The sequence below is a fragment of the Pseudomonas sp. GW822-FHT01E03 genome, assembly GCF_058802985.1.
Genome location: NZ_JBXAOQ010000015.1, coordinates 77,907 through 104,600, shown reverse-complemented (window position 1 = coordinate 104,600; position 26,694 = coordinate 77,907). Strand labels below are relative to the sequence as shown.

Annotated in this window: 27 protein-coding genes and 1 pseudogene; 10 read left to right on the top strand and 18 right to left on the bottom strand. The window is 59.4% G+C overall.

The window, feature by feature from the left end:
* Window positions 1–2,156, bottom strand: a 2,156-nt coding sequence (locus tag AC1RP7_RS25075) for a DUF5801 repeats-in-toxin domain-containing protein (protein WP_493184002.1), incomplete at its 3' end; no start/stop codon positions are given.
* Between the two features lie 260 nt (window positions 2,157–2,416).
* Between AC1RP7_RS25075 and AC1RP7_RS25070 the strand changes: the two are divergent.
* A pseudogene (locus AC1RP7_RS25070) lies at window positions 2,417–2,539 on the top strand (acetoacetate decarboxylase (ADC)); the annotation flags it as partial.
* Between the two features lie 55 nt (window positions 2,540–2,594).
* Here the strand turns inward: AC1RP7_RS25070 and AC1RP7_RS25065 are convergent.
* Entirely contained in the window at window positions 2,595–3,044 is a 450-nt protein-coding gene (locus tag AC1RP7_RS25065; protein ID WP_218498210.1) for a MerR family transcriptional regulator, read from the bottom strand.
* Window positions 3,045–3,296: 252 nt separating this feature from the next.
* Here AC1RP7_RS25065 and AC1RP7_RS25060 point away from each other — a divergent pair, with 252 nt between their 5' ends.
* Window positions 3,297–4,127, top strand: coding sequence for an alpha/beta fold hydrolase (locus AC1RP7_RS25060; protein ID WP_154947244.1), 831 nt, complete (start codon window positions 3,297–3,299; stop codon window positions 4,125–4,127).
* Window positions 4,128–4,494: 367 nt separating this feature from the next.
* Here the strand turns inward: AC1RP7_RS25060 and AC1RP7_RS25055 are convergent, their stop codons facing one another.
* Entirely contained in the window at window positions 4,495–5,361 is an 867-nt protein-coding gene (locus tag AC1RP7_RS25055; RefSeq protein WP_057714630.1) for a patatin-like phospholipase family protein, read from the bottom strand.
* Window positions 5,362–5,454: 93 nt separating this feature from the next.
* Complete coding sequence (locus AC1RP7_RS25050) at window positions 5,455–5,772, bottom strand: hypothetical protein (RefSeq protein ID WP_493181001.1); 318 nt, start codon at window positions 5,770–5,772, stop codon at window positions 5,455–5,457.
* Between the two features lie 514 nt (window positions 5,773–6,286).
* Between AC1RP7_RS25050 and AC1RP7_RS25045 the strand changes: the two genes are divergently transcribed.
* Complete coding sequence (locus AC1RP7_RS25045; protein ID WP_493181000.1) at window positions 6,287–7,258, top strand: TerC family protein; 972 nt, start codon at window positions 6,287–6,289, stop codon at window positions 7,256–7,258.
* Between the two features lie 160 nt (window positions 7,259–7,418).
* Here AC1RP7_RS25045 and dapF read toward each other — a convergent pair whose 3' ends face one another.
* Window positions 7,419–8,234, bottom strand: a complete 816-nt coding sequence (gene dapF / locus AC1RP7_RS25040; protein ID WP_079246744.1) for a diaminopimelate epimerase — start codon at window positions 8,232–8,234, stop codon at window positions 7,419–7,421.
* 211 nt (window positions 8,235–8,445) lie between these two features.
* Entirely contained in the window at window positions 8,446–9,750 is a 1,305-nt protein-coding gene (locus AC1RP7_RS25035; protein ID WP_493180999.1) for an MFS transporter, read from the bottom strand.
* Window positions 9,751–9,913: 163 nt separating this feature from the next.
* Here AC1RP7_RS25035 and AC1RP7_RS25030 point away from each other — a divergent pair, with 163 nt between their 5' ends.
* The 4 genes from AC1RP7_RS25030 (at window position 9,914) to AC1RP7_RS25015 (ending at window position 15,598) form a co-directional block, all read left to right on the top strand.
* Window positions 9,914–12,751, top strand: a complete 2,838-nt coding sequence (locus AC1RP7_RS25030; protein WP_493180998.1) for an AMP-binding protein — start codon at window positions 9,914–9,916, stop codon at window positions 12,749–12,751.
* A gap of 299 nt (window positions 12,752–13,050) precedes the next feature.
* On the top strand, window positions 13,051–13,200 hold the full coding sequence (locus tag AC1RP7_RS25025) for a hypothetical protein (RefSeq protein ID WP_159390070.1): 150 nt from the start codon (window positions 13,051–13,053) through the stop codon (window positions 13,198–13,200).
* A 16-nt stretch (window positions 13,201–13,216) separates the two neighbouring features.
* Window positions 13,217–14,764, top strand: coding sequence for a phospholipase D-like domain-containing protein (locus AC1RP7_RS25020; protein ID WP_493180997.1), 1,548 nt, complete (start codon window positions 13,217–13,219; stop codon window positions 14,762–14,764).
* 228 nt (window positions 14,765–14,992) lie between these two features.
* On the top strand, window positions 14,993–15,598 hold the full coding sequence (locus AC1RP7_RS25015; protein WP_218498170.1) for a transglycosylase SLT domain-containing protein: 606 nt from the start codon (window positions 14,993–14,995) through the stop codon (window positions 15,596–15,598).
* 274 nt (window positions 15,599–15,872) lie between these two features.
* Here the strand turns inward: AC1RP7_RS25015 and AC1RP7_RS25010 are convergent, their stop codons facing one another.
* Window positions 15,873–16,055, bottom strand: coding sequence for a hypothetical protein (locus AC1RP7_RS25010; RefSeq protein WP_057714641.1), 183 nt, complete (start codon window positions 16,053–16,055; stop codon window positions 15,873–15,875).
* A 199-nt stretch (window positions 16,056–16,254) separates the two neighbouring features.
* On the opposite strand from AC1RP7_RS25010, the gene AC1RP7_RS25005 reads away from it, so the two are divergent.
* Entirely contained in the window at window positions 16,255–16,476 is a 222-nt protein-coding gene (locus AC1RP7_RS25005) for a hypothetical protein (RefSeq protein WP_131726862.1), read from the top strand.
* A 6-nt stretch (window positions 16,477–16,482) separates the two neighbouring features.
* Here the strand turns inward: AC1RP7_RS25005 and AC1RP7_RS25000 are convergent, their stop codons facing one another.
* Window positions 16,483–16,677 (bottom strand): hypothetical protein, encoded by a 195-nt coding sequence (locus AC1RP7_RS25000; protein ID WP_090455493.1) that lies wholly within the window; start codon window positions 16,675–16,677, stop codon window positions 16,483–16,485.
* A 93-nt stretch (window positions 16,678–16,770) separates the two neighbouring features.
* On the bottom strand, window positions 16,771–17,613 hold the full coding sequence (locus AC1RP7_RS24995) for an NAD(P)H-binding protein (protein ID WP_493180996.1): 843 nt from the start codon (window positions 17,611–17,613) through the stop codon (window positions 16,771–16,773).
* A 177-nt stretch (window positions 17,614–17,790) separates the two neighbouring features.
* Here AC1RP7_RS24995 and AC1RP7_RS24990 point away from each other — a divergent pair, with 177 nt between their 5' ends.
* The gene (locus AC1RP7_RS24990) at window positions 17,791–18,456 is read left to right on the top strand and encodes a TetR/AcrR family transcriptional regulator (protein WP_493180995.1); all 666 of its coding nucleotides are present in this window, start codon (window positions 17,791–17,793) and stop codon (window positions 18,454–18,456) included.
* A gap of 25 nt (window positions 18,457–18,481) precedes the next feature.
* On the opposite strand, the gene AC1RP7_RS24985 is transcribed toward AC1RP7_RS24990, so the two are convergent.
* The 8 genes from AC1RP7_RS24985 to AC1RP7_RS24950 all read right to left on the bottom strand — a co-directional run bounded on the left by AC1RP7_RS24985 (window position 18,482) and on the right by AC1RP7_RS24950 (window position 24,450).
* Window positions 18,482–18,766 (bottom strand): hypothetical protein, encoded by a 285-nt coding sequence (locus AC1RP7_RS24985; protein ID WP_057714648.1) that lies wholly within the window; start codon window positions 18,764–18,766, stop codon window positions 18,482–18,484.
* 206 nt (window positions 18,767–18,972) lie between these two features.
* The gene (locus tag AC1RP7_RS24980) at window positions 18,973–19,203 is read right to left on the bottom strand and encodes a hypothetical protein (RefSeq protein WP_057714650.1); all 231 of its coding nucleotides are present in this window, start codon (window positions 19,201–19,203) and stop codon (window positions 18,973–18,975) included.
* A gap of 130 nt (window positions 19,204–19,333) precedes the next feature.
* Window positions 19,334–19,555 carry a hypothetical protein gene (locus AC1RP7_RS24975; RefSeq protein ID WP_493180994.1) on the bottom strand — a complete coding sequence of 74 codons (222 nt, stop codon included), beginning with the start codon at window positions 19,553–19,555 and terminating at the stop codon, window positions 19,334–19,336.
* A 72-nt stretch (window positions 19,556–19,627) separates the two neighbouring features.
* Complete coding sequence (locus AC1RP7_RS24970; protein ID WP_493180993.1) at window positions 19,628–20,653, bottom strand: DNA topoisomerase IB; 1,026 nt, start codon at window positions 20,651–20,653, stop codon at window positions 19,628–19,630.
* 75 nt (window positions 20,654–20,728) lie between these two features.
* Window positions 20,729–21,808 carry a molybdenum ABC transporter ATP-binding protein gene (gene modC, locus AC1RP7_RS24965; protein WP_154909155.1) on the bottom strand — a complete coding sequence of 360 codons (1,080 nt, stop codon included), beginning with the start codon at window positions 21,806–21,808 and terminating at the stop codon, window positions 20,729–20,731.
* A gap of 3 nt (window positions 21,809–21,811) precedes the next feature.
* Window positions 21,812–22,492 (bottom strand): molybdate ABC transporter permease subunit, encoded by a 681-nt coding sequence (modB, locus tag AC1RP7_RS24960; protein ID WP_090455483.1) that lies wholly within the window; start codon window positions 22,490–22,492, stop codon window positions 21,812–21,814.
* Window positions 22,493–23,260, bottom strand: a complete 768-nt coding sequence (gene modA, locus AC1RP7_RS24955) for a molybdate ABC transporter substrate-binding protein (protein WP_493180992.1) — start codon at window positions 23,258–23,260, stop codon at window positions 22,493–22,495. It abuts the gene before it with no gap.
* 122 nt (window positions 23,261–23,382) lie between these two features.
* Entirely contained in the window at window positions 23,383–24,450 is a 1,068-nt protein-coding gene (locus AC1RP7_RS24950) for an NAD(P)H-dependent flavin oxidoreductase (protein WP_493180991.1), read from the bottom strand.
* A 154-nt stretch (window positions 24,451–24,604) separates the two neighbouring features.
* Between AC1RP7_RS24950 and acuI the strand changes: the two genes are divergently transcribed.
* Window positions 24,605–25,588, top strand: a complete 984-nt coding sequence (acuI, locus tag AC1RP7_RS24945) for an acrylyl-CoA reductase (NADPH) (RefSeq protein ID WP_493180990.1) — start codon at window positions 24,605–24,607, stop codon at window positions 25,586–25,588.
* Here the strand turns inward: acuI and ada are convergent, their stop codons facing one another.
* Window positions 25,589–26,653 (bottom strand): bifunctional DNA-binding transcriptional regulator/O6-methylguanine-DNA methyltransferase Ada, encoded by a 1,065-nt coding sequence (ada, locus tag AC1RP7_RS24940; protein WP_493180989.1) that lies wholly within the window; start codon window positions 26,651–26,653, stop codon window positions 25,589–25,591. It abuts the gene before it with no gap.
* Window positions 26,654–26,694: the final 41 nt, after the last annotated feature.

The following is a 26,694-nucleotide window of genomic DNA, read 5'->3' as shown; positions in this document are numbered from 1 at the left end:
AGCGACAGGTTCACCGCCTCGCCTGTCTCCGTGTCGGTCAACCCGGAAGCTCCGGCCACCACGTCCAGCGCATAGGTCAGGGTGCCGGCGCCATCGGCGCCAAACGCCGAATTGAAGTTGGCGGCAAAGTTCTGGGTGTCATTGGTCGCCAGCACCGTTTCGTCCACTGTCAGCGTCGGCTCCGTGCCGGTGGTATTGATGCTCGGCCCGTCGTCCTTGAACACCAGGTTCTGCCCGATGTTGAGGGTCGCCTGGGCGCTGTCGCCGTCCCCGTCGGTCGTGGTCGCCGTCAGCGTCACCAGGTCGTCCGAGGTCAAACTCGTCGAGTCATCCGGATTGGTTGGGTCGGGATGCACCACGGCGCGGAGCTGGTCGAGGGTGACATCACCATTGGCGGCCACGCTGACCGTGAACACCAGCAGGTTGCCGAGGGCCGTGCGGCCTTCGACCACTGCACCGTTGAGCGACAGGTTCACCGCCTCGCCTGTCTCCGTGTCGGTCAACCCGGAAGCTCCGGCCACCACGTCCAGCGCATAGGTCTGCGTGCCGGCCCCATCGGCGCCAAACGCCGAGTTGAAGTTGGCGGCAAAGCTCTGGGTGTCGTTGGTCGCCAGTACCGTCTCGTCCACCGTCAGCGTCGGCTCCGTGCCGGTGGTGCTGATGCTCGGCCCGTCGTCGTCGAAGATCATCTTGGAGCCGATTTCGGTGGTCGTAACAGAGGCTTTGACCAGCGTGAAACCACCGATATCAAAGTCGGCGTGGTCATTGCCCTTGGCAGTGACGGCCGCACCGTTCTCGATAAGCACGCGGTTGTGATCCGCCGTAGTGGTGTATTCAATCTGGTAGCCGGCTTTAATGCCGGTGAGGGTCGCGACCCCTGCAGCAAAGCTGATGGTAATGGCCGGATCATTCACCGATCCGTCTGAATTCTCGATCACCAGCCCGGTGCTATTGTTGATCACGCGAACATTGGTGATGGCCACCGACGAATCGCCTGCGTATCCATTGATGAAATTCACGCCAGGTTCAGCCGCGGTGCTGAATGCGCTGATTTTTACGATAGCGCTCTTGCCGCTTTGCAATTGCACGACGTCGAAATTGGCCGACTTCGTGTTGTAGACGTCGGTAAAGTCGACGTTGGATTCAAGGTCGGCTTCGTTCTGATCCAGGTTGGGAATGGTCACATTCTGCCTGGCACCTGTGACGAACGAAAAGCGGATGCCCTCTTGCTCAACAATCATCTGATTGTTGGTGCCGAAGGTGGTCGGGCCACCCGCCTGGCTGGTATTGATCGTGTCGCCAGTGTTTATGTTGACGCCGCTTGACTGGTCAGCAGGGTCCTTGCCGGTGGCAATGATGGTGGGATCCGTGATCCGCATCACACCGCCGTCATCGACAACGTTCGGGTCCGCCTTCGTGAACATCAGGAACAGGTTCTGACCGGAGGGCGCATTGGCCAGGCTGAACACCAAATCCTCACTGGCTCCGATGAAAACCTTATTCAGCAGATTGAGCGAGTCATCGGCATTCGTCATATCGGGATGCTTGAGCGGTTGGTACTCCACGGTCCAAATCTTGCCGCCCGTGACCGGCGAACCGGTTTCTTCAATGTAGGCAGCGAACACGATCGCACCGGCCGGGCCCCCGGCTCGGCCCACGACGATGTTGTTGTCGTTCGTATCGGTATAGAGAAGGATGCTGGTGCCATCGAGGGTATCGAGTCCGCTGTCCAGGCCATCGAGCGGTGCACCTGAGCTGTCGGTAAAGCTGATATCGGTAATGGTTCCTCCGGGCGCGGCGGTGACGGTGAATGCATCGCTGCCCGTGTTGTCCGCGGCACCGGTATAGCCGCTCAAGGCCGCACCCGTGGCGGTGCCTGCCCCCAGTCCGGCCAAACGGTTAGCGAAGGTCGTGGGCAGGGACGCCACCAGGATGTCGTTGTCGTCAGCGTCCCCCACAGGGGTTGGCGTGGCAGTGGCGTTCTGCAACCCCGCCGTTTCATCCAGGGTCACGTCCTCGCCGGTCGCCACGACGCCCAAAGCGCTGGCTGTAACCGATGTTGTCACCAATGACTCGTTGAGGTCAGTGGTGAGGGGCTGGGTGAATAGAGCGATCTGATCGTTCGTTGACGATGAGTTTTTTTTCTGAGTAGCCATGACATTCTCCAAAGCAATTGCAGTCACCAAGGCCGGACCGCGGACCTTTTTTTGGTACATGCCACAACTATGGATAAACGCCGGGCGATATACATCGGCCGATACTCCCAGACGAGGCAGGAGATTCAGACTACTGGGAAGGGGAGACGGGATGACGCGAAGGAACGGAGTCGAATATTCCGCTTGTGAATGAGGGCATGGTGCGGGTGTTCAAGGTTGCCGGGGCTTTAACCTCCAGCGTGTCGAACTGAGGCTGAACCAGCCTGTCGAACTACATCCGCTCCCTGAAGCTGGGGAAAATGATGAAGTACGAATACGTGCCCGCGTTCCAAAGTGCGCTCTACGCGCCGAAGCCGTTAGCAGCACTGGCTAACGCGTACTGATTCAACGATCCGGCAAAAAAACCTGTCAGACCTCACAATCCTGACAGATGACGTTTTACTTGGACGACGCAATATCACGGCCGCGTGGTGCTGCCGCCACGCCTTCCTCGCGTAGACGATGCAATAACAGCTGCGTGTTGTCCACGCAACCCATGCCTTCAGGCTTACTTTCAACTCCCTCGATAACCAGAAGAAGTTGCGCTTTATTGAGTGCCAGCCGTTGCTGCAGGACTTCGATTTCCTCAACCTTGCGCTTGAGTCCACTGAGCAACTCTTCATGCCGCCAACCGTTCGCATTCATCGGCAGTAATTGTCGGATTTCTTCCAGTGAAAACCCCGCCGCCTGGGCGCCCGTGATGATCTCCAAAACCCACTCCGTATCAGGTGCATAGTCCCGATACCCATTGGCTTTGCGCCCGACAGATGTGATCAGGCCGCTCGCTTCGTAAAAGCGAATCCGTGAAGGCGCCAGTCCGCTGATTTTCGCCAGTTCGCCTATTCTCATATTCCACTCCGAAAAACCATTGACCTTAAAGTTGACTTTAAACCTAAAGTTATTTGGCGACCAAGCTGCGCGGATGTAATGCATTGCTAAAACGCCATGGAATTCAGGGGTGGGCGAAAACCAGACCAGGACCATTCCCTCTGAACTGCCTATTGGATGGGCTGCACGTTATTGAACAAGGGCAAGGTTCAACAAGGGGCACGATCAGGACACGATTGGTCATACCCTCCATTTCATTCGGGAGATGCGAACATGGGTTATGTCACTACGCAGGACGGTGTTGAGATCTTTTACAAAGACTGGGGACCACGCGATGCCCAAGTGATCTTTTTTCATCACGGATGGCCACTCAGTGCGGACGACTGGGATGCGCAGATGCTCTTTTTCCTGGCGAACGGCTACCGGGTCATTGCACACGACCGGCGTGGTCACGGGCGATCCAGTCAGGTCTGGGACGGGCACGACATGGATCACTATGCTGATGACGTCGCGGCCGTGGTCAACCATCTTGGGGTACAAGGCGCAGTTCATGTGGGGCACTCCACCGGCGGTGGTGAAGTCATCCATTACATTGCGCGCCACGGCGAAGACCGAGTGTCGAAGGCCGCCATAATCAGCGCCGTGCCACCCTTGATGGTTCAGACACCGAGCAATCCAGGCGGCTTGCCAAAGTCGGTTTTCGATGACTTGCAGGCACAGCTGAAGGCCAACCGCGCACAGTTCTACCATGACGTTCCAGCCGGGCCTTTCTACGGTTATAACCGCCCTGGTGCAAAACCGTCTGAGGGCATCATCCGGAACTGGTGGCGACAAGGCATGATGGGCTGCGCAAAGGCACACTATGACGGGATCGTGGCCTTTTCCCAGACCGACTTTACCGACGATCTAAAGAGCATCACGACCCCCGTGCTGGTGATGCATGGTGATGATGATCAGATCGTGCCTTATGAAAACTCGGGGCTCTTGTCAGCCAAACTGTTGCAAAACAGCACGCTGAAAACCTACTCGGGCTTCCCGCACGGAATGCCTACGACGAACGCCGATACAATCAACGCCGATTTGCTCGCTTTCCTGCGTGGTTAGTTAACTGGGGGGTGGGTAAAAAACTGCCCCCCAGTTTCTTCAAAGCCAAAAAATCGATGCGTTGAAGATTCGACTAAGTGGCTGAAAACTGAGCTGACCGAGTGTCCGCTTGCGACTCACTTCGTCTATGTTTCCTGTTCCTCACTGGACTAAAAAAATGGGGCTGTTAATCAATTAATTATTTGCCCTGTTCAGGCTGCCCAGCGTAGTCCGGCGACGCTCAGCAGGATCATGGGCAACCCGAAGCGTGAATTCCAGGATGGCGGCATTTAGGGCGGGTAGGGCGAGATTTGGGTTGATTTTGAAACGCAGGCATCGCTCTGGGTGCTCCGGCCTGAAGGTTCGCTGTTTTGGTAATTCACATCACTCAATGCTCATGGGCATGCGAATGGATGGAAAGGGCACCAGGGACCTTGGTGCGTTCGAGCCCCCCACGTTCCAGCCACCGAAGGGTCTGCTCATAGGCACGCTGCAGCAAAGACTCGGTCTGGTCAAAGTTGAAAACCGAGACATCCACCGGGCACAAGGGCGGGACGATGTGCAGACTGGTGACAGTGCGGAAGTGTTCGATGTCGCTCACCAGCTGGCGCATGCTCATCAGATTGACGGTGTGCAGGGCCAAGGCGACCAGTCCTCGGGGAGGTTGCGTCAGGTCGCAACTCACTCCGGTGGGGATTACCACGACGTTGGTGGCTCCCAAGGCTACGGCAGTCGAAATAGGTGTATTGCTTGCCACGCCGCCATCAACCAGAAACTGATCGGCGATTTGTACGCAGGGGAACACCAGCGGAATGGCAGCGCTGGCCAGTAACGCCTGCTCGAGTTCGCCACTGGACAGAACCGTCTCGGCACCACTGAGCAGGTTGGTGGTGACGATGTACAGGGGCAGCACCGCATCCTCAATGCGGTGAATGGGCAGTGCCTGACCCAGCAGCCGATTCAAGGCCGACGGCTGTAACAGATAGCCACGCCGTTTGATCAATCCTCTACAGGTATCGAACCAAGAGAGGGGGAAAATGTCAGTTTTACTCAGCCCGCGCCAGAATCCGGCGAGCGCCTGGACGCCATCGGAATCGGGTCTTGCGGCAAAGTAGGCACCGTTGATAGCGCCTACCGAAGCACCAATCACCATGTCAAACCGAACATTGGCTTCGACCAGAGCCCGCAACATTCCTACCTGCACCGCCCCCAAACTGCCACCGCCAGCGAATACGATTGCGGTTTTGGTCGTCATGGCGGAAGTCTCTGTGCGGAAATGTATCGAATGAGTGTAGCTGGCGGGGCGGCATGACTTCCGGCAGCCCGCCATATGCATTCAGTGCGCGACCTATGAAGCGGCGCTCGCCTCATTGGTAGAATTCAAATAGCAGGCCATCTCCCGTTCGACAACGTCGATCTCATTTAGCCCCCAGTTTGTAAGGGGCGCGGAAAGTTTGCCGGTCGACGCAAAACTCGCCGCCAGCAGACGGGTCATCAGCGTCTTTGCCAAGTCCAGTTGCTCCTGAAGCTCCTGAACCGCGCGATCAGCCTTGTCCAGGCGCTGTCGCAGGGCATCGCGCCCGGCAGTGATCTGTCCGGCACTGGCCATCGTTTCATGTAGGTCGACCATCAATGCCGCTTTTTCTTCCAAAGATTTATCACTCATCAATGTGCTCGTTCGCTCAGGTTCAAGGTCAGGCACGCGCAGGCCTTGCCTCAGTGATATCGGCACGAGAGTTTATTCCTATAGTTTTCTATCGCACTGCTGCGCAAGGTGCCGACCAACGGCAGCGGAACCCATCAGTACCCCCGACCCGAAACGCCTGCTGAACGATTTAGCCTATTTGTTGCGTTGGCCGGTTGAATCCACAACCCATAGCTGACGGTCGGCTTGGCTCAGATTCAGGTTGAGCAAGCCGGTCTCTCGAATCAACACTTCGTAAAAAACGAACAATTCGCAACGAATAAACGATTTTTACTGATGCTACATGCCCGTTAGCATGACCTCTTCCAGCCCATTTACTTCATGCAGAGACAGTCATGCAGAAGGCCATCCAATGCCGCGGTTTCGAGATTACTTCAGCAAGCGCCTGGCCTACCGCTTAAGTCACTGCGCCGCCCGCATTGGGGCGGGTGATCGTGCGGCGCTATATGAGTATCGGCCAACCTTGGATAGTTAAATGACCACCATTAGCGTCGGCCAATCTTGGATGTGGGCCGCCTTTATCGGGTTCGTCCTCGCCATGCTGGCGCTGGATCTTTTCGTTTTCGGCGGGCGCAAGGCGCATCGTGTTTCGGTACGCGAAGCGCTGGCCTGGGTCATCGCCTGGACCAGTTTGGCGTTGGTCTTCTCCTTCCTGCTCTGGTGGTATCTGCGCAGCATGTTCGGCGCCGAAGTGGCCCAGCGTACAACGCTCGAATTCCTGACGGGCTACCTGATCGAGCAGTCGCTGTCGATCGACAACATGTTCGTTTTCGTGATGATCTTCGGCTATTTCGCCGTGCCGCCAGAGTTGCAGCGCCGCGTCCTGCTCTATGGCGTGCTCGGCGCCATCATCATGCGCGCCGGTATGATTTTCGCCGGTGTCTGGCTGGTGCAGGAGTTTGCCTGGCTGCTCTATGTCTTTGGCGCTTTCCTCCTCATCACCGGCGTCAAGATGCTGATCTTCGCCAACCAGCAGCCAGAGCTCGAAAAGAACCCTTTGCTGCGCTGGTTGCGTAGCCATCTTCGCATCACCGACGGTTTTCACGGCGAGCGCTTCTTCGTGCGCCAGAACGGCCTGCGCTGGGCGACGCCGCTGTTCCCGGTGCTGGTGCTGATCGAGGCCAGCGACCTGGTGTTCGCGGTCGACAGCATCCCGGCTATCTTCGCCGTCACCACCGACCCCTTCATCGTGTTCACCTCCAACATCTTCGCCATCATGGGCATGCGCGCACTGTATTTTCTACTTGCCGACATGGCCTACCGTTTCCACTTGCTCAAATATGGTCTGGCCATCGTACTGGTGTTCATCGGCGGCAAGATGCTGGTCGCGCCGTGGTGGCACATGCCGATCCAATGGTCGCTGACCACGGTCGGCGGCATCATCTTGATTTCGGTACTGTTGAGCCTGACTTTGACGAAGAGCAAAACACGGGTTACGGGAGAATAAGGATGAATTTGAGACAAGAACGGGCGATGGCGGCACCGACGCTAGCTGAGCGCGACAGTGATGGTCGACTGATCGGCGTAGTCATCGACCGGTTGAATCTACAACCCAAAGCAGACGGTGGCGACAGGCAAAAGTCGGCCAATAGCGGCCTACCTGAAAATCAAGCTTTCAACAAAGCATCCGCGATTGTTCCTGAAAAAGTCGTCTCTACCGGCCCGGTGAGAAAAACTGATCCCACACCATCCCATTGAACCGTTACAGCTCCGCCGTCACATTCGACCTCAACGCAATTGTCTAACAAGCCACGACGAATTCCGTTAACCGCGGCGCCACAAGAGCAGGAGCCTGAACCCAGAGGGATACCACCCCCGCGCTCCCAAATTCGCAACCGGATGTGCTTTCGGTCAATGATCTGGACGAAATGCACGTTCGTCCTGAGGGGAAACAAGGGGTTGGTTTCAACTCCCGGTCCAATCGTCGCAATCTCAACGGCTGTCAGATCATCCACAAAATAAGTGCAGTGCGGATTTCCCATGCTGCAAGCTGTTGGGTGACCGGCAAGTGGCATCACTAAAGTGTCCATTTCCAAAGCCAGAGGAACATCCGACCAGCCCAAAAGTGGCTTTCCCATGTTTACAGAAATGGCGCCGGTTGAAGTTCGTTCGCAAGTCAGCAGGCCACGGTTGGTTCGCAGTGCTGCCGAAGTCATATTGGATTCACGCATCAGCATATCAGCGGCCCCGCGCGTTGCGCTGCCACAAGCGTCCAGCGTTGAGCCATCTGCATTCCAGAACATCAAACGCGCATCTGCATCATCGCAATCAAACACCACCGCGAGTTGGTTGAAGCCGATTCCTCGGTTCCGATCTCCCATTAGACGAGCCATATTGCTGGTGATTGGATTCGGTGATTTTCGCGAGTCGACGATAACGAAATCATCGCCATTGGCGTGCATTTTATGAAAGCTGAGCGGCATAAATAGACCTGGCAGCAAGACATGTGGTGAGTTGACGTTTTAAAGCGATCTATCCCTATTCGCATGACTTTTGCAAGCTACGTGAAAACTCATGAGGCGAATGTGTTTGGCAGACTGGACACATCGTTGTGTTTGATTCATCACCGGCAGCTTTTGGCCGAATTAGGTCAGTTTCGACAGGCGAAGACTGACCCGATGCAGGGAGTCTCTTTCACTTTTCGAGACTCTCGGTATGGCTGACAGCTACCTGCCGCCCGCGCTCCAGGTTGACGCCGGCCAGGATCAGCAGGCCGACAACGAAATAGCTGCCGGTAATCAGCATCGCCAGGCGGTGATCGCCTCCGGACAGCCAACTGGTCAGGCCGTAAGTCATGGGGCCGAGGATTGCCGACAGTTTGACGGCCAGCCCCCAGAGGCCGAAGAACTCCGCCAGCCGCGTCGGCGGCGCGAGCAGACCGACTATCGCACGTCCGGCCGATTGGCTGGCGCCCATGCACAGACCGGCGAGGTTGGCCGCCAGCCAGAACAGCCCGGGGCCGCGCGCGACCCAGACCAGACCGACCATGCCGAGCCAGCCCAGCAGGGTCAGCGCCAGCGTGGTGCGATGGCCGAGGCGATCCTGCAGCCAACCGAACAGCACGGCACCGATGGAGGCCGTGATATTCACCACGAAGATCAGCAGCAGCGTGTCCTGGGTACTGAAGCCCATGACCTGATTGGCATAGATGGCAGCCAGGGTGATCACCGCCGAGATTCCGGCCTGGTAGCAGACGGTGCAGGCAAGGAAGCGCAGCAGGTCACGATAGCGGTCGGCTTCGCGCAGTGTCTGCGCGAAGCGCGCCAGCGCCGCTTGCGGGATAGGCCTGTCGCTGCTCCCTGTCTGCGGCAGGCTGCGTTCACGCAAGAACAGGAAGGTCGGTACGCTGGCCAACGCGAACAAGACCGCAGTGATCAGCATGCACACCGGCACGAACTGCGCCGCCGTCTGGCCTTGCGCCTGGGCCCAGCTGACGAAGGCCAGGCAGGCACCCAGGCTGACCAGGCCGCCTATATAGCCAAACCCCCAGCCCCAGCCGGACACCTTGCCCAAGGCATCCGCACGGGCGAGTTGGGGCAGGAAGGCGGCAATCAGGTTCTCGCCGCTGCCGAAGCAGTAGTTGGATAGCACGATGAACAGAATCGCAACGCCGAGCTCCCCCGGCCCGGCCAACGCCAGTCCAGCGGTAAAGGTGACGCAACCGATCGTGCTGAACAGCAGCAGGCGTTTCTTGCAGGCGAACGCGTCGGCGTAGGCACCGATCAGCGGAGCGGTCAGGATGATCAGGGCGTAAGAGAGGGATATGGCGCTGGTCCAGGCCAGCGTGCCCCAGGCTTCGCCCTTGGCGACCACGGCGACGAAGTAGGCGTTGAACACGGCGGTGATCACCACGGTCGTGTAGCCGGAGTTGGCGAAATCGAACATCGCCCAGGCCCAGATTTCTCGGCGTGTCACTCCGGGGGCAAGGTTGGCTGGCATGGCAGATCTCTCTGCAGGGGCTGCGTTCTTCAGAAGCCTAGCCCCGGCTCACCCATCCTGCGAGCGCTGCAGCTGATGATGGCATTCCCAGTCGTCTCAGTAGGCGCATAATGGCAATTGGCAAGGATCTACACACAGATTGTTCTGTCATGAGGGGCTGCCGATGCCTCGTCCGCCTCCAGAAACCCGTGCCGTTCCCCGTTGCGATGGGGACGCGGAAAAATTGCTCGAAATTGTCCGGCGCACCGTGGTCGAGCTGCGCCCGCAAGCGGCAGAAGGTTTGCAAGTCACCTTGCACAGCGTGCTGGATCGGGATCTGGGCGTAGACAGCCTGGCTCGAGTCGAGCTCTGGTCACGTATCGAGCACGAATTCGGTGTGCGCTTGCCAGAAAACCTGTTCGCCTCGGCAGACACCCCCACCGACATACTGCGCGTGCTGCACAGCAGGCATGGCGCCGAGGCCGTACGTCCATTGCCCTCCAGCAGCTCCAGCGAGACCCTGATAGCAACAGGGCAGACGCCAGACGCCGCGCGGACCTTGATCGAGGTACTGGACTGGCATGTGCGCCAGCAGCCGCAGCATCTCCACGTGCGCCTACTAGGTGAAAGTGACCAGCAGGAAGATATCAGCTATGGCGCCTTGCACCAGGGGGCCTTGGCCGTTGCCGCAGGGCTGCAACGCAGTGGCTTGCACGCCGGTCAGACCGTGGCCCTGATGCTGCCCACAGGCCGCGACTTTCTCCAGGGCTTTTTTGGCATCCTGCTGGCCGGTGGTGTGCCGGTGCCCATCTACCCACCGCTGCGCCTGTCGCAGATAGAGGATCATCTGCGTCGCCAGGCCGGCATTCTGCGCAACGCCGAGGCCAAAGTGCTGATTACCGTGACGCAAGCGAAGCTGCTCGCCCGGTTGCTCCAGCCGCAGGTCCCGAGCCTGACGCGCATTGCCAGCGTGGCCGAGCTTACAGGCGAGGGGGGCGAGTGTGTCACACCGCCGCGGAAACCGGATGACATCGCCTTCCTGCAGTACACCTCGGGCAGTACTGGCCAGCCCAAGGGTGTGATGGTCAGCCACGCCAATCTGCTGGCCAATCTGCGCGCCATGGGGAGGGCTCTGAAGGTGGGGCCGCAAGACGTGTTCGTCAGCTGGCTGCCCATGTACCACGACATGGGATTGATCGGTGCCTGGCTGGGCAGCCTGTACTACGGCTACAGCCTGATGCTGATGTCGCCGCTGGCTTTCCTGGCACGGCCGGCGCGTTGGCTATGGGCCATCGACCGCTTCCGCGGCACGTTGTCGGCGGCGCCCAACTTTGCCTACGAACTGTGCCTGAACAAACTTGCTGACGACGATCTCGAGGGTCTGGACCTGAGCAGTTGGCGCCTGGCCTTCAACGGTGCCGAACCGGTCAGCCCGCAGACCTTGCAGCGCTTCGCCGAACGTTTCGTTCGCTACGGCTTGGCCCCTACCGCGTTGGCGCCGGTCTATGGGTTGGCCGAGGCTACGCTGGGCGTGGCCTTTCCTCCCCTGGACCGAGGACCGCTGATCGACCGGGTACAGCGCGACGCGTTCCAGGCCCGTGGCAATGCACTGCCCGCCGAAGCGGATGCCAGCGCAACGCTGCGCTTCGTCTCCAGCGGTCGACCACTGCCGGGCCATCAGATTCGTATTGTCGATGGCAGTGGAATCGAACTGCCCGAACGCAGCGAAGGGCACCTGCAATTTCGCGGGCCGTCTACCTCGGCAGGCTACTACCGCAACCCCGAAGAGACCCGCCGGGTGCTGCGCGATGGCTGGTTCGACTCGCTCGATTTCGCCTACATGGCCGGCGGCGAGGTCTACCTGACCGGCCGCGCCAAGGACTTGATCATCCGTGCCGGGCGCAACATCTACCCCTACGATGTCGAAGCAGCGGTCGGCAATCTGCCCGGGCTGCGCAAAGGCTGCATCGCGGTGTTCGGCAGTCCGGAGCCGGCCACCGGCACCGAGCGCCTGGTGGTGTTGGCGGAAAGCTACGAGAAGGACGCTGCTGCGCGGCAACAGCTGCAGCAGGAGGTCAACCGTATCGTGTTCGACCTCACCGGTGTGGCGCCCGACGATATCGTTCTGGCGCCACCGCATAGCGTACTGAAAACCTCCAGCGGAAAGCTTCGCCGTGCTGCCAGTCGTGAACTGTATGAGCGCGGCGAAGTGGGGCGGCCGCACCTGGCCGTTTGGCGCCAGCTGCTGCGCCTGGTGTTGCAGGCCTTGCGCGGGCATTTCGGTCGCAGTTGGCAGACCTGCCGCGCCGCGTTGTATGCCACTTACATCTGGCTGCTGTTCTGGCTGGTCACACCGCTGACCTGGCTGGTCGTTGCGATCCTGCCACGCCAGCGTTGGTGTCGCAGCTTTACCCGTACGGCCTCCCGGCTGTTTCTGCGCCTGGCGGGTGTTCCGTTCAGTGTCACGGGACTCGAGCGCCTGCCTTCCTCCTCGGTGAGCGTGCTGGCTGCAAACCATGCCAGCTACCTCGATGGTGTCATTCTCAGCGCGGCCCTACCGCCGCAGTTCAGCTTCGTTGCCAAGCGCGAATTGGCTGGCCAGTGGATCGCCGGCCGGTTCCTGCGCAAGCTCGGTGCCCGCTTTGTCGAACGCTTCGACCTGCAGCGCAGCGCCGCAGACACCGAGCCCCTGGCCGAGGCGCTGCAGGCTGGCCAGCCCCTGGTGTTCTTCCCCGAGGGTACCTTCACCCGCGAGCCAGGATTGCGAACGTTCCACATGGGCGCCTTCGTGCTAGCTGCGCGTGCCGGCGTGCCGCTGCTGCCGGTCGCAATTTGCGGCACGCGCAAGGTGCTGCGCGACGGTCAGTGGTACCCGCGCCACGGTGCAATCCACGTCAACGTCTGTCCTCCGCTGTTGGCAGACGGGCCGGACTGGATGGAGGCAATCAAGCTGCGGGATGCGACGATAGCGGTGCTGCTAGAGCACCTGGATGAATCGGAACGAGCCCAGCGCCCAGGTTAGGCGACTACTTTGCTGCCGTCGTTTTTCCAGAGCCGTTTATAGAGTGGGCACACGTCAAAATCTAAATCCGCTGTGAGCGCCCGCTTTTGGCTGACTGCTGCCTGTCGCGAAGGGCCGAAAACGACTCAGTCACTCTTGTGCCATCATCACCACAAGTGTCATCTTGATGAATTCTTCAATCTTATCGATGGCTTCCAGGGCACCGCGTACGTTGTTAGCGACACCGGCTGACCCAAACTGCTCGACCCAGCCAGGCGCTATAGCGGAGGGCGGGCCTGCACCCGGCCCAGGGCGGTTTCATGCTCTGGGCGCAGCTGCTGGAATATTTCGACACACTGCTTGAAACGGGCTTTACTGGAACAAGTCGTGCGGATTATCGAGGGCTGCATGTGCTCGGCAGCCAGTACTGGCTGGATGTTGAGTTCAAAAACTACACCCGTTGTGGTTGAGGAGCAGTCCTTGCCCATGTCCCGGTTTCTCTGCGCCATGCTGTTCGCGCTGCTGCTCGTCGGCTGCGCCACCACGCGCTTGCCTCACGAATTCAGCGAGGCGATACCCGCCAGCGATTCGGTGTTCGGGCGCTCGATCCAGGCTCAGGCCGCCGCGCATGAGGGGCGCTCGGGTTTTCGCTTGCTGCCCAACAGCAGTGAAGCATTCCGGGCGCGCGCGGAGTTGATCCGCAATGCGCAGAAAGCCGTCGATCTGCAGTACTACATCGTGCATAACGGTTTCAGCACTCGGGCGCTGGTGCATGAAATACTGCTGGCAGCAGATCGCGGCGTACGGGTACGCATCTTGCTCGATGACACTGCCAGCGACGGCCAGGAAGAAGTCATCGCTACCCTGGCGGTGCACCCGAACATCCATATCCGCGTCTTCAACCCTTTGCATCTGGGGCGCAGCACCGTGGTCACTCGAACCATGGGCCGCCTGCTTGATCTTTCCCAACAACACCGACGCATGCACAACAAACTGTGGCTGGCCGACAACAGCGCAGCTGTCGTCGGCGGACGCAACCTGGGGGATGAATATTTCGACGCCAGGCCCGATCTCAACTTCACCGACATGGACCTGCTGGGCATCGGCCCGGTCGCCGAGCAATTGGGACACAGCTTCGATCAGTACTGGAACAGCGCCTTGAGCCAGTCGATCAGTGACTTCCAGCTCAACAAGCCAACAGCGCAAGACTTGCTCGAAAGCCGCCAACGCCTGGAGCAATCGCTCCAGACCTCACGTATCGAGAGCAAGGCGTTGTACAACCATCTCATGACCTACCAGACTCAACCGCAACTCGAGACCTGGCGCAAGCAGCTGATCTGGGCCCATAGCAAGGCGATGTGGGACGCTCCAAGCAAGGTCCTGGCCAGCGGCGAACCGGCACGCGCGCTATTGATGGCCACACAGCTGCGGCCTGAACTCGATAGCGTCAATAGCGAGCTGATCATGATCTCGGCCTATTTCGTCCCGCAAAAGCCGGGCATGGACTATCTCCTGGGTCGTGCCGATGCCGGCGTTGATGTGCGCCTGCTGACCAATTCACTGGAGGCCACCGATGTGCCGGCGGTGCATGGCGGCTATGCACCGTATCGCAAGACTCTGCTCGAACATGGCGTGAAACTCTATGAGCTGCGGCGCCAGCCGGACGATCCCGGTCTTGGCTCCTCGTTTGGTTTCAGTGGTGGCTCTGACTCCAGCCTGCACACCAAGGCCATGATCCTGGACAGACAGAAAGTGTTCGTCGGCTCGTACAATTTCGATCCGCGTTCAGTGTTCTGGAACACTGAAGTCGGGGTGCTGGTCGATAGTCCCGAACTGGCCGGCTACGTACGCCAGCTGGCGCTTGAGGGCATGGCGCCGGCCCTGAGTTACCAGGCCCGACTGGAAAACGGCGAAATTGTCTGGCTCACCGAGGACGACGACCGCCTGCATACGTTGCGCAAGGAGCCCGGCGGCAAGTGGCGCAGCTTCAAGGCCTGGCTCAGCGACAAGATCGGCCTGGAGAAAATGCTCTAGATCGAAACCCGGAGTACACCCACTGACCTCACGCCCACGTGTGAGCATTCAATCAGTGCGCAGGGCTTGCGTCAGGCCGCCGTGCAATAGGGACTTACAAAGAAGCCTCTCGATAAGGGTGACGCGATCAAGCTGGATGTCTTCTGACGTTTTTGTCTTCACCTGCATGACTCAGGCGCCTTGCAGCAAACGGAGGGTACCTTATGCCCTTATTTTTGAGGGTAATGAATGAAACAAGGACAGGTTCTGCTGTTGGCTTTGTTGATGCTGTTTTTAACGGGGTGCACGACTACACCGCCAAAAGACCAAGGCAATCTCTGCAGTATTTACCGTGAGTATCCCGACTGGTATGAGGACTCGCTGCAAATGCAGAGTGAATATGGGACGCCTCTGCATGTGGCCATGGCGATCATGAAGCAGGAAAGCAGTTACGTGGCGGACGCATTGCCGCCTCGTGACTACCTGCTCTGGGTGATCCCCTGGGGGCGAGTCAGTTCGGCCTACGGTTATGCGCAGGCTCAAGACCCGGTGTGGGGTGAGTACAAGGACAATACTGGCAACGGTGGTTCGCGTGACAGTTTTGACGACGCGATCATGTTTATCGGTTGGTACACCACTGGCACCCAACGTCAGCTCGGAATCTCCAAATGGGACACCTACAATCAGTACCTGGCCTATCACGAGGGGCGTGGGGGCTTTAGCCGCAATACCTATCGCAGTAAACCCTGGCTGATGCAGGTTGCCCAGAAAGTGCAAAAGCAGTCAGAGATTTACAACGCTCAACTTAAAGTGTGTCGCCAAGAGCTGGAAGATGAACGTAGCGGGTGGTTTTAACGCATTTACGAAAAAAAACCCCGCACCTCCTGGGGGAAGATGCGGGGAAAAGTATTGCACATGGTGAGGAAGGTCGGCCTCCTCGAAAGCAGACTGGCTGTATTCGAAGCGTCCGTTAAAGGTGTCACCTGTAAACCTCACCTTGGCCAACGCCCCCTCGACGCATATTTAAAGTCGAGGGAGAGGGGCGAGCGAAATCAATAATTATCAAAGACAGATTAATAAATACGGATATGACGTCGTGGATAGCCTCATCGGTGATGGCGTCGCGAGGTCAAGCCTGTTCCAAAAGAAGTCTGGCGGTGCTGATAGGCAAGGGGTGAGGTGCATTGATCCGGCCTTCCAATCTGATCACGAACGCCAAGGCCTCTGCGTAGCTGCGAAACTCAACGCACCACGCGTTCATCCATACATTCCAGCCTTCCGGTTTGCTCGCTTTCTCGATTTTTATCAGCATCCTGGAATCCCTCCATGTGGTGGTTTAGCCTGGTCTCGAACCGGGGAAAACCGAAGTGCGGTATGTGAATGTTTGTCTGCGTGGCCTGGGTGACGACGCAGGACAAAACAGTAAATCTGCTCAGGAAAGTCAGCCTCTGCAAATGCGGTTTTGATGGCAGTCGAAGCTTTCGTCAAAAACGTCACCTGCGGGCCCTACCATGGCTAACCCTCCTCCTGGCACATTTAAAGCCGATAGAGGGGAGTGTTTGGAAATTAATAATTATCAAAAATGGATTTACGGCGGCGGGGGGGATTCAGACGTTGGAACCGTGTTTGCGTTCGATTGGGCATTCTCTAAAGCAAGGGCTTGCAAGCGAAAGCGGATGCAAGCCCTTGTTTTTTTCTATTCCATTATTTCTATCTTGATCGTGATTGCCTGATGCTTTTCAGGACGTCGGGTCTGCCTTGCGGCGATCGCTGCCGGCCGGGTTGCCGGTATCGATCAGCCTTCTTTCCAGCAGTACGTTTTCCAGGGCCTGGCGGTCTGACGGGTTCATCTGATGTTCTCGCTCCTTGAGTTCCAACAGGATCGGGGTCGACCACTGGCGGTAGGTTTGTTCAGCACTACGATTGAGTGACATGGGTTCCTCCTTGATCAGGCTCCTGCCAATAAAGGCGCCGCACTTCGATACGCCAAAAAACCCTAGTCGACGAAGCCTGTTCCCGCCACTGCTTTACGTCGGACGGCCATTGCCCCAGATGCCCGTAGCGGCAGTGCGCCGTACGTAGTCGCCAAAGTCGCGCGCCGGCCGGCCCAGCGCCCGCTGTACACCATCGGCCACGGGTGTGTTGCGCCCGTCCAGCACAGTCGTGAAGAGATACAACACCAGGTCGATCAACGCCGGGGGAAGCTGTTCCTGTTCCATTGCCTGTCGATAGGCGTCCCGAGGTACGGCCACGAATTCGATCTTGCGACCGGTGGCGCAAGCAATCTCGGTCACGGCCTGGGCAAAGGTCAACGCCCGAGGGCCGGTCAGTTCATAGAGCTGGTTGGTGTGTCCGGGTTGGGTCAGTGCCGCGACGGCACACTCGGCGATGTCTTCTGCATCGACAAAGGGCTCGGCGACCTGGCCGACGGGGAGTGCAAGCTCACCTTGCACAATGGGTTCAAGAAAGTGTGCCTCGCTGAAATTCTGGCAGAACCAACTGGCCCGCAGAATCGTCCAGTCAATCCCGCTGTCCTGTACGACGCGTTCGGCCTGTTGCGCTTCAACTTCGCCGCGCCCGGATAACAAGACCAGTTTGCGGACGCCGCTTTTCACCGCCAGGTCGGTGAACGCCTGGATGGTTTCAACGGCACCTGGAACGGCGAGGTCCGGTTGAAAGGAAATGTAGACGCAATGAACGCCATCGATCACGGCGTCCCAGGTCGATCGATCTTCCCAGTCGAAGGGTGGATTGGCATCGCGCGAACCCCGGCGAACGGGCAAGCCGGCAGCCTCGAGCCGTTGTGTGATGCGCCGTCCGGTTTTGCCGGTGGCGCCGAGGATCAGCGTGATGGGTTGGGCCGTTTTCATCGCGTTCATCTCCATCGATTAATGTGAGTGATGCTCATGTTTAAAAGATGATAGATGCTCATGTTTCGCCGTCAACCCATCAGATCGAATTCCCCGACGTGCGGCATCTGTTGTTGGGCGTAGGGAATGGCGATGCTAAGGTGAGTACATGTCACGTTTTTGATCGGGAACTCACTCGTGCGCAAAAAAACCTCTGAAACCCTCGAACAGCCTGCTGCACAAGCGGTTCGACGCAATCCCACGCAACAGCGCAGCCGCGATCGTCAGGAGCGGATTCTGGCCATGGCCACTCAATTGATCGCGGACAAGGGCAGCGATCAACTCAAGATGAGTGAAATCGCCGAGCGATCCGAGATCTCGATCGGTTCTCTTTATCAGTATTTCCCTGACAAGAGTTCCGTGATCCGTACGCTGGCTGAGCGCTATAACGCTGAAAGCCGTCGTTGCATTGCCGAGGCAATGGAGGCTGTCGAGGATGCCCATGGTTTGCGCGCCGCCTATTCGCAGTTGCTCGATCTGTATTACGAGATCGTGATGGCGACACCGGTGATGCGTGACATCTGGTCCGGTATGCAGGCCGACAAGCAGTTGTTGCAGCTGGAACTGGAGGAGAGCCGGGTTGCCGGAGCCCTGCTGGCCCAGGCGATGCTACGCGTGTATCCCGACTGCGACGAGCAACAAGTCGAGGAGTCCGCGTTTTTGATCTGGCACCTGGGTGAGGCGACCATGCGGTTGGCGGTCACTTGTGCACCCGTTGAGGGGCGAGCACTGGTCGAGGCGTTCAAGCGCATGTCCCTGCGCGAGATCATGCAGCCCGCGCGCAGGGACATCGACTCGCCGTAAAAACCTGACAGCTACTTCATGCTCCCTAAACGAAGGGTTGGCCGCCAAAGCCACGGGGCAATCGTTGCAGGCCGGCCATCGCGGTCAGCCGCTCGGTCCAGGCTGAACGCCAGTCATTGGCGGTGTGCACGGCTTTGGCTTTGCGTGCTGCGCGGCGGGCAGCGTTGCGCTCAGCCTTGCGGGCTTCTTTGTAGGCGTCGGTGTTTCGGCAGCTTCGGCATTTCACCCGGTTGAGTTCGCGGGTCGATACGAGGTTGTTGCCGTGGTGACCGCAGGCCAGGTGCCCGCTGACTTTGAAATGAGTGACCATTGGAACGTCTCCTTCGTGACGTGTGAGCGGTTGACTCCACGTGAGCGGGGACGTTCGATTGGTTTTGCGCAACAAAAAATCCCGGTTCCAGGCCGGGTTGTGAGAAGGGATGGAAATCCAGCAGGCAGCCAAGGGTGTGGAGACGTACGGTCACCGATCATGCTGCCCGAATAGGGCCTTTTCCCGCACCGCGAATTCGTGACGGATCATCTGAACCGGGGCAGAGGCCGGTCGACAGGCTTGAGAGACGACAGCGTGTGCCGGATCAGCGGCGTGTCCTTCTCAATGTCGTTCAGGCGATCACGAATTCTGAGGGCGGTGGGGTGTCCGCCTTGATGATCGACCCAGTCGGCGATTTCCTTGCAGGCGGCAGCCAGGCGAGCCTGACGGGAGTCCAGCAAGGTGAGCAGGGTGGTGATGGACTCTTTTTCGGACATGGGAAGCACCTCCGTTCAAGAAACCTGGGTGTGGCAGCAAAAAGCCCGCCTGGGGCGAGCTTTCTGCCGAAAGGGTTACTGATCCTTCAACTATCTCAGTATAGACCCGTTAAAAAATGGTGACGAGCCGTCAACTTGGTCGGGCTGTCACTTGTGATTGAGCATTCAACTGATGGCAAACACTCACAGCGTCTTCTTCGTTATCGTAGCCATCTCCGATGAAGCCTTGGGTGCGGGTATCGGCGATGCGGTACCAGACTGCGGCATCCGGTGGCAGGTGGTCATATTCACCCGCACGGCGACCATGGATGATGATCTTTTTGCAACGCTTCACGACGAAAATGTCTTCCATGGCGTCTCCGCAGCGGATACGTGTTCAGTTCAACTATAGAAGCCATTGGTGATCGTGCAAAAAATAGGCAGGTCAATTCGTCGATTCAGATGCTGCCAGCGTTTTCTGCAGAAAGTTCGCCAGCCCGACTTCCTCGGCCGAGAGTCCCTTGCGCGCTCTCGGCCTGGGCAGTTGCGCCAAAGCGCCCAGAGGGAAGCCATCCAGCACCGCCGGGTGGATATAGCACTTGCGGCACACCGCCGGGGTGTTGCCCAGCTGCCTGGCAACGTCCTTGACCATCTCCACCAGGTGCCGCCTGGCGTCTGTTTCAGGCTCCCAATGCCGCTTGCGCAGTATCGCCAGAGCCAGAACGCTGCCAGCCCAGGTGCGGTAGTCCTTGGCGGTGAAATCGGCGCCGCTGAGCGTTTGCAAATAGCTGTTGATGTCGGATGAAGTGACGGTGTGCCGGTCACCGTTTTCATCCAGATACTGAAACAGGTTCTGCCCGGGTATTTCCTGGCATCGCTTGATGATCCGGGCCAGTCGGCGGTCTTTCACAGTGATCTGGTGTTCGACGCCACTTTTGCCGCGGAACTGGAACAGGATGGCACTGCCGTTGATCTCTACATGGCGGCTGCGGAAGGTCGTCAGGCCGTAGGAACGGTTGTCCCGGGCATATTGGCTGTTGCCGATGCGGATCAGCGTCGAGTCGAGCAGGGTAATGACCGTGGCCATGACTTTGTCGCGACTGAATCCCGGTGCCGCCAATACGGCTTCCAGCCGTTGGCGCAGTTTCGGCAAGGCCAGCCCGAATTCACGCAGGCGCAAGTACTTGTCGGCGTCACGCACCTCCCGCCAGCGGGGGTGATAACGGTATTGCTTGCGACCCCGGGCGTCGTGGCCGGTGGCCTGCAGATGCCCACGTGGATCGGCGCAAATCCACACCTTGGTATAGGCGGGCGGCACCGCGAGGGTGTTGAGGCGTTCGATTGCGTCGGGGTCGGTGATGCGCTGACCGGCCGGGTCGAAATAGGCGAATTTTCCGCGCAGTTTCCTGCGGGTGATGCCCGGCTGGGTGTCATCGACATAATGCAGGTCAGGTGGCAGTCCATCGGACATGACAAGCGTCCTGGGCAAGGAGTTACGGGGCGTTACAGCCATTGACCTCGCCCCGGTGCAGTCGTGCCTTCGGATTTACGCCAGCACCGCGACCGCTTTGATTTGTGCCCACAGTGGCTGGCCGGGATGGATGTTCAGTTGATCACGGGAATAACGCGTGATCCGCGCAAGCAATGGCGTGCCGGCGGCGTCCAGGCGAATCAGCACGTGGGCGGCGTTGTCGGCGCTCATTTCGCTGACCACAGTGACCGGCAGGCGATTGAGAATGCTGCTTTGCCCAGTATTGTCCAGGCTCAGGCTCACATCTCGCGCCTGGACCTTGCAGCGCAGTGCCTGGCCCGCATCCAGTGGCGTATGAGGCACACGGATGTTGAGGGTAGTGTCGGGCAATTGCAGGCTCAGCAATTGATAGTCGGCGTCATAAGCGCTGACGCGACCTTCGATCACCACACCCGCGTCATCCCCCATTGCCAGCGGCAAGTCGAGGCGTGCCAGGGTCTGGCCGATCGGGCCGCTGGCCAGTGCCCTGCCGTTGCTGAGCAACACGATATGGTCGGCCAGCCGCGCAACTTCATCCTGGGAGTGGCTGACGTACAGCACCGGGATGTCGAGTTCGTCGTGCAGGCGTTGCAAGTAGGGCAGGATTTCACCTTTGCGTTGGGCATCCAGCGCCGCCAGAGGTTCGTCCATCAACAACAGTTTCGGGCTGGTGAGCAAGGCGCGGGCGATGCCGACGCGCTGTCGCTCACCGCCTGAAAGGTGTTGCGGGTGCCGGTCCAGCAAATGGCCGATGCCCAGCAACTCGGTGGCGTGGGCCATGTCGACCCGGCGTTGCGGCTTGGGGATGCGCTTGAGGCCGAATGCCAGGTTGGCCAGCACCGACAAATGAGGAAACAGGCTGGCTTCCTGGAACACGTAGCCCAGCGCGCGCTTGTGCGGCGCGACGAAGATCCGGTTGTCGCTGTCTTGCCAGACTTCATCGTTGACCTGGACAAAGCCTTGCTCGGCCCGTTCCAGGCCGGCGATGCAGCGCAGGCAAGTGGTCTTGCCAGAGCCGGAGTGGCCGTAAAGCGCAGTGACGCCACGGCCAGGCACCTGCAGATCGACGTCCAGGGCGAAGCCCGAATAACGTAGTTTCAGACGCATTTGAATCATCGGTCAGCTCCAGCCCGCTTTGGTTTTACGACTGGAATACAGCGCCAGCAGGACGACAAACGAGAACACCAGCATTGCCCCGGCCAGCCAATGGGCCTGGGCATATTCCATGGCTTCGACGTGATCGTAGATCTGCACCGAGACCACGCGGGTCTTCTCGGGAATGTTGCCGCCGATCATCAACACCACGCCGAACTCGCCGACGGTGTGGGCAAAGCCGAGAATGGCCGCGGTAATGAAACCGGGGCGGGCCAGGGGCAGTGTCACGCTGAAAAAGGTATCCCAGGGATTGGCCCGCAAGGTCGCGGCCACTTCGAGCGGGCGCGTGCCAATCGAGGAAAAAGCGTTTTGCAGCGGCTGGACCACAAACGGCATCGAATACAGCACCGAACCGATGACCAGCCCCGCGAAACTGAACGTGAGGGTGCCAAGGCCCAGTGATTGGGTGAGCTGGCCAAGGTACCCGTGAGGGCCGAGGGCCAGCAACAGATAGAAACCAATCACCGTCGGTGGCAACACCAGGGGCAGGGCGACAATCGCCCCGACCGGACCGCGCAACCAGGAGCGGGTGCGCGACAGCCATAACGCAATCGGAGTGCCGACAATCAGCAGGATGACGGTCGTCAGGGACGCCAGTTTCAGGGTCAGCCAGATGGCGGAAAAATCGGCACTCGATAGCGACATTTAAATTTCGTAACCGTAGGACTTGATGACAGCTGCCGCTTTCGGCCCCTTGAGGTAGTCAACCAGTGCCTTGGCGGCCGGGTTGTCCTTGCCCTTGTTGAGAATCACCGCGTCTTGCTTGATCGGGTCGTGCAGGCTGGCGGGAACGATCCAGGCCGAACCGCTGGTGATCTTGCCGTCCTTATAGATCTGCGACAGGGCGACAAATCCCAACTCGGCGTTGCCGGTGGAGACGAACTGGTAGGCCTGGCTGATGTTCTGGCCTTCGACGATCTTGTCCTTGACCTTGTCGGTCAAACCTTCCCTGGCCAGTACCTGGGTCGCCGCCAGGCCATAAGGCGCGGCTTTGGGGTTGGCGATGGACAGGTGCTGGTACTCGTTCTTTTTCAGCACATCGCCCTTGGCATCGACGTAGCCTTCCTTGGCCGACCACAGCGCCAGCGTACCGACGGCGTAGGTGAAGCGCGAACCCTTGACGGAGTCGCCTTCGGCTTCAAGCTTTTTCGGGGTGCTGTCATCTGCCGAGAGGAACACTTCGAACGGCGCGCCGTTTTTGATCTGGGTGTAGAACTGGCCGGTGGCGCCAAAGGAGGCGACCAGTTTATGCCCGGTGTCTTTTTCGAAATCAGCGGCGATGGCCTGGATGGGGGCGGTGAAGTTGGCGGCGACGGCCACCTGGACTTCGTCCGCCTGGGCTGAGCAGAAGGCGAATACGGCGAGAAGGCTCGCCAGGCAGGTCGGGGCAAAACGTGAGGCACGACTGGTCATGAAACGGCTCCGTTAAAGGCAATGGCGGCAGGTTAATCGTTATGTACAAAAATATATAGCGAATTACCTTTAAACGGAATGTGTTGCCGCAAAATTGTATACAATTTTAATGAGAGTGATGCTCAGGGACGACCTAGCAGTCTCGCTAATCCTTCTTCAGCCAGCTTTCTAGTCAGTGCTTCGGTGGTCAATTCGAACCCGAGTGTAAATGCCTGGCCGGCCCAGAGGTTGCTGAAGTCCGCTTCACCTTTGGCCCGCAACGGCATCAGCGCGCCACCGGCAAGGGGGAAGGCGGGGGCCTTGGCGCTCATGGGCCCCAGCTCACGCATCACCCGATTGAGGATGCCCCGGGCCGGGCGGCCGGTGAACACGTTGGTGACGGCCGTTTCGCTTTCCCGGGCGGTGCGCAAGGCTTTGTGATGGGAAGGGCTGACCTTGGCCTCTGGCGTGAACAGGTACGCCGTACCCACCTGCACCGCCGAAGCACCGAGCATGAAGGCCGCGGCGACGCCTCGTGCGTCAGCGATGCCGCCGGCGGCAATCACCGGCACCTTCACCGCATCGACGACTTGGGGCACCAGGGCGAAAGTCCCCACCTGACTGCTCAGGTCATCGCTGAGAAACATTCCGCGATGGCCCCCGGCTTCGTAGCCCATGGCAATGATTGCATCACAACCATGCTGTTCCAGCCACACGGCTTCTGCGACCGTGGTGGCCGAGGACAGCACCTTCGCGCCGGTGGCCTTGACCCGGTCGAGCAGGGATTTTTCCGGCAGGCCAAAGTGGAAACTCACCACTTCAGGGCGAAACGCTTCGACCACTTCGCAGGCCGCATTATCGAACGGCGCCCGGTTGGACACCGGCGTCGGCGCATCGAAGTCGGCGCCGAGTTCCTGGTAGTAAGGTTGCAACAGGTTTTTCCAGTCCTGCGCGCGTTGCTCATCCGGAGCCGGTGGCCGATGACAGAAGAAGTTGACGTTGATCGGGCGCCGGGTGTGTTGGCGGATGGTTTTGAGCTCTTCGCGCAGTTGATCCGTGCTGAGCATCGCCGCTGGCATCGAGCCCAGGCCGCCGGCATTGCAGGTTGCAATCACCATGGAAGAGTTTGTGGCACCGGCCATCGGCCCCTGAATGATCGGCAGTTCGATCCCGAGCAGGTCAAGAATGCGGGTATCTGGCCATTGGTTCATGTGCTGTGTTCTCCGACGTTGAATCCGGGTAGGGGCGGTAGAACAGGATTTGTAACGCAACGACTGGCGCAAGGCCAGTCGTCATTTCGGCGGGTGAGGCTTATGTGTTATTTCAATTGCACCACCCACAGACTGATTCCATTGAGAGGCCGTAATGTTCAAAGGCATTTTGATCGACAAAGACGACAGCGGTTACCGGGCCACACTGCAAGAGATCCAGGACGATCAGTTACCCGAGGGCAATGTCACGGTGCGTGTGGCCTACAGCACGCTGAACTTCAAGGATGGCCTGGCGATTACCGGCAACAGTCCGGTGGTGCGCAAATTCCCGATGGTGCCGGGGATCGACCTGGCCGGTGTCGTCGAAGTCAGCGGGCATCCGGACTACAAGGTCGGTGACCAGGTCCTGCTCAATGGCTGGGGCGTGGGTGAAGGGCATTGGGGTGGATTGGCGCAGAAGGCTCGCCTGAACGGTGACTGGCTGATCCCGCTGCCCAAGGCGTTTACCGCGGCTCAGGCGATGGCCATCGGTACGGCGGGCTACACGGCCATGCTGTGCATCCTGGCACTGGAGCACAACGGCGTGAAGCCCGGGCAGGGCGAAATTCTGGTGACTGGCGCCAACGGTGGCGTCGGCAGTTTTGCCATCGCCTTGCTGAGCAGGCTCGGCTACCGGGTGGTCGCGTCCACCGGACGGACCTCGGAGCACGACTACCTGACGCAACTGGGCGCCAGCGAAATCATCGATCGCGCCTCCTTGTCCGTGCCGGGCAAGCCGTTGGCCAAGGAGCGCTGGGCGGCCGTCATCGACTCGGTCGGCAGCCACACCCTGGCCAATGCGTGTGCCAGCACCCAGGCCAACGGCACCGTCGCGGCCTGCGGTCTGGCCCAGGGCATGGACTTTCCCGCATCCGTTGCGCCGTTCATCTTGCGCGGCGTGACCCTGGCTGGCATCAACAGCGTGACCCAGCCCAAAGCCAAGCGCGTGGAAGCCTGGAATCGCCTGGCCCGGGATCTGGACTTCAATCTGTTGCCGCTGATCAGTCACGAAATCGGCTTGAGCGAAGCCATCGAAGCCGCGCCACGCTTGCTTGCCGGGCAGTTGCGCGGGCGCGTGGTGGTGGATGTGAACCGCTGATCACTGCGATTCGCGCTGCAGCAATTGACGTTTGCGCTCGACACCCCAGCGATAGCCCGACAGATTGCCATCGCTGCGCACCACGCGATGGCAAGGGATCGCCACCGCCAGGCTGTTCGCGCCGCAGGCCTGGGCCACGGCGCGAACGGCTTTTGGTTGACCGATGCGCTGGGCGACATCGGCGTAGCTGGCAGTGCTGCCCACGGGAATCTCTCGCAGCGCTTGCCAGACACGCTCCTGAAACGCCGTGCCGCGTACGTCCAGCGGCAAATCAAGGCCAATGGCCGGCGCCTCGATAAAGCCGACGACCTGGGCAATCAATTGCTCGAACTCATGATCGGCACCGATCAGGTTGGCACGGCGGAATTTGTCTTGCAGATCACAGACCAGTTGGTGCGGATCATCGCCCAGCAGGATCGCACAAACCCCACGCTCACTCTGCGCCACCAGAATCGCGCCCAGCGAACACTGGCCGACGGCAAAACGAATGTCGTTGTTTTGACCGGCCGCGCGGTAGTCCCCGGGTTTCATTCCCAGCAGTTGGTCTGCCGCTTCATAAAACCGGCTGTTGGAGTTGAAGCCGGCGTCATACAGGGCATCGGTCACCGAGCCGCCGTCCGCCAGTCGCTCGCGTACCTTGCGTGAACGATGGGCATCGGCGTAGCCCTTGGGCGTCAGGCCGGTGACGGCTTTGAACACGCGATGGAAGTGGAAGCTGCTCAGGCCCGCCGCCTCGGCCAATTCGCCCAGGGCGGGCAGCGTTTGCGCGCTTTCGATCTGGCGGCACGCGGCGGCCACGGTGGCGGCATGTTGCGCGGCGAGTTCGCTCTGATCCTTCGTCGCGCGTTTGCTCGGACGATAACCCGCGGCGCGGGCCTGTTCGGCGCTATCGAAGAATTCGACATTGTGTGGCTTGGGCAAGCGCGCGAGGCTGCTGGGGTTGCAGTAGATGCCTGTGGTCTTCACGGCATAGACAAACTGCCCGTCAGCCTTGGGATCGCGCGCAACCACGGCGGCCCAGCGCGGATCGTTTTCAGTGGCGATTTTGGTCGATCGGGTTGTCATGGCGTCACGTCCATTGAGGGGTTGCCTGCACATTAACCGTG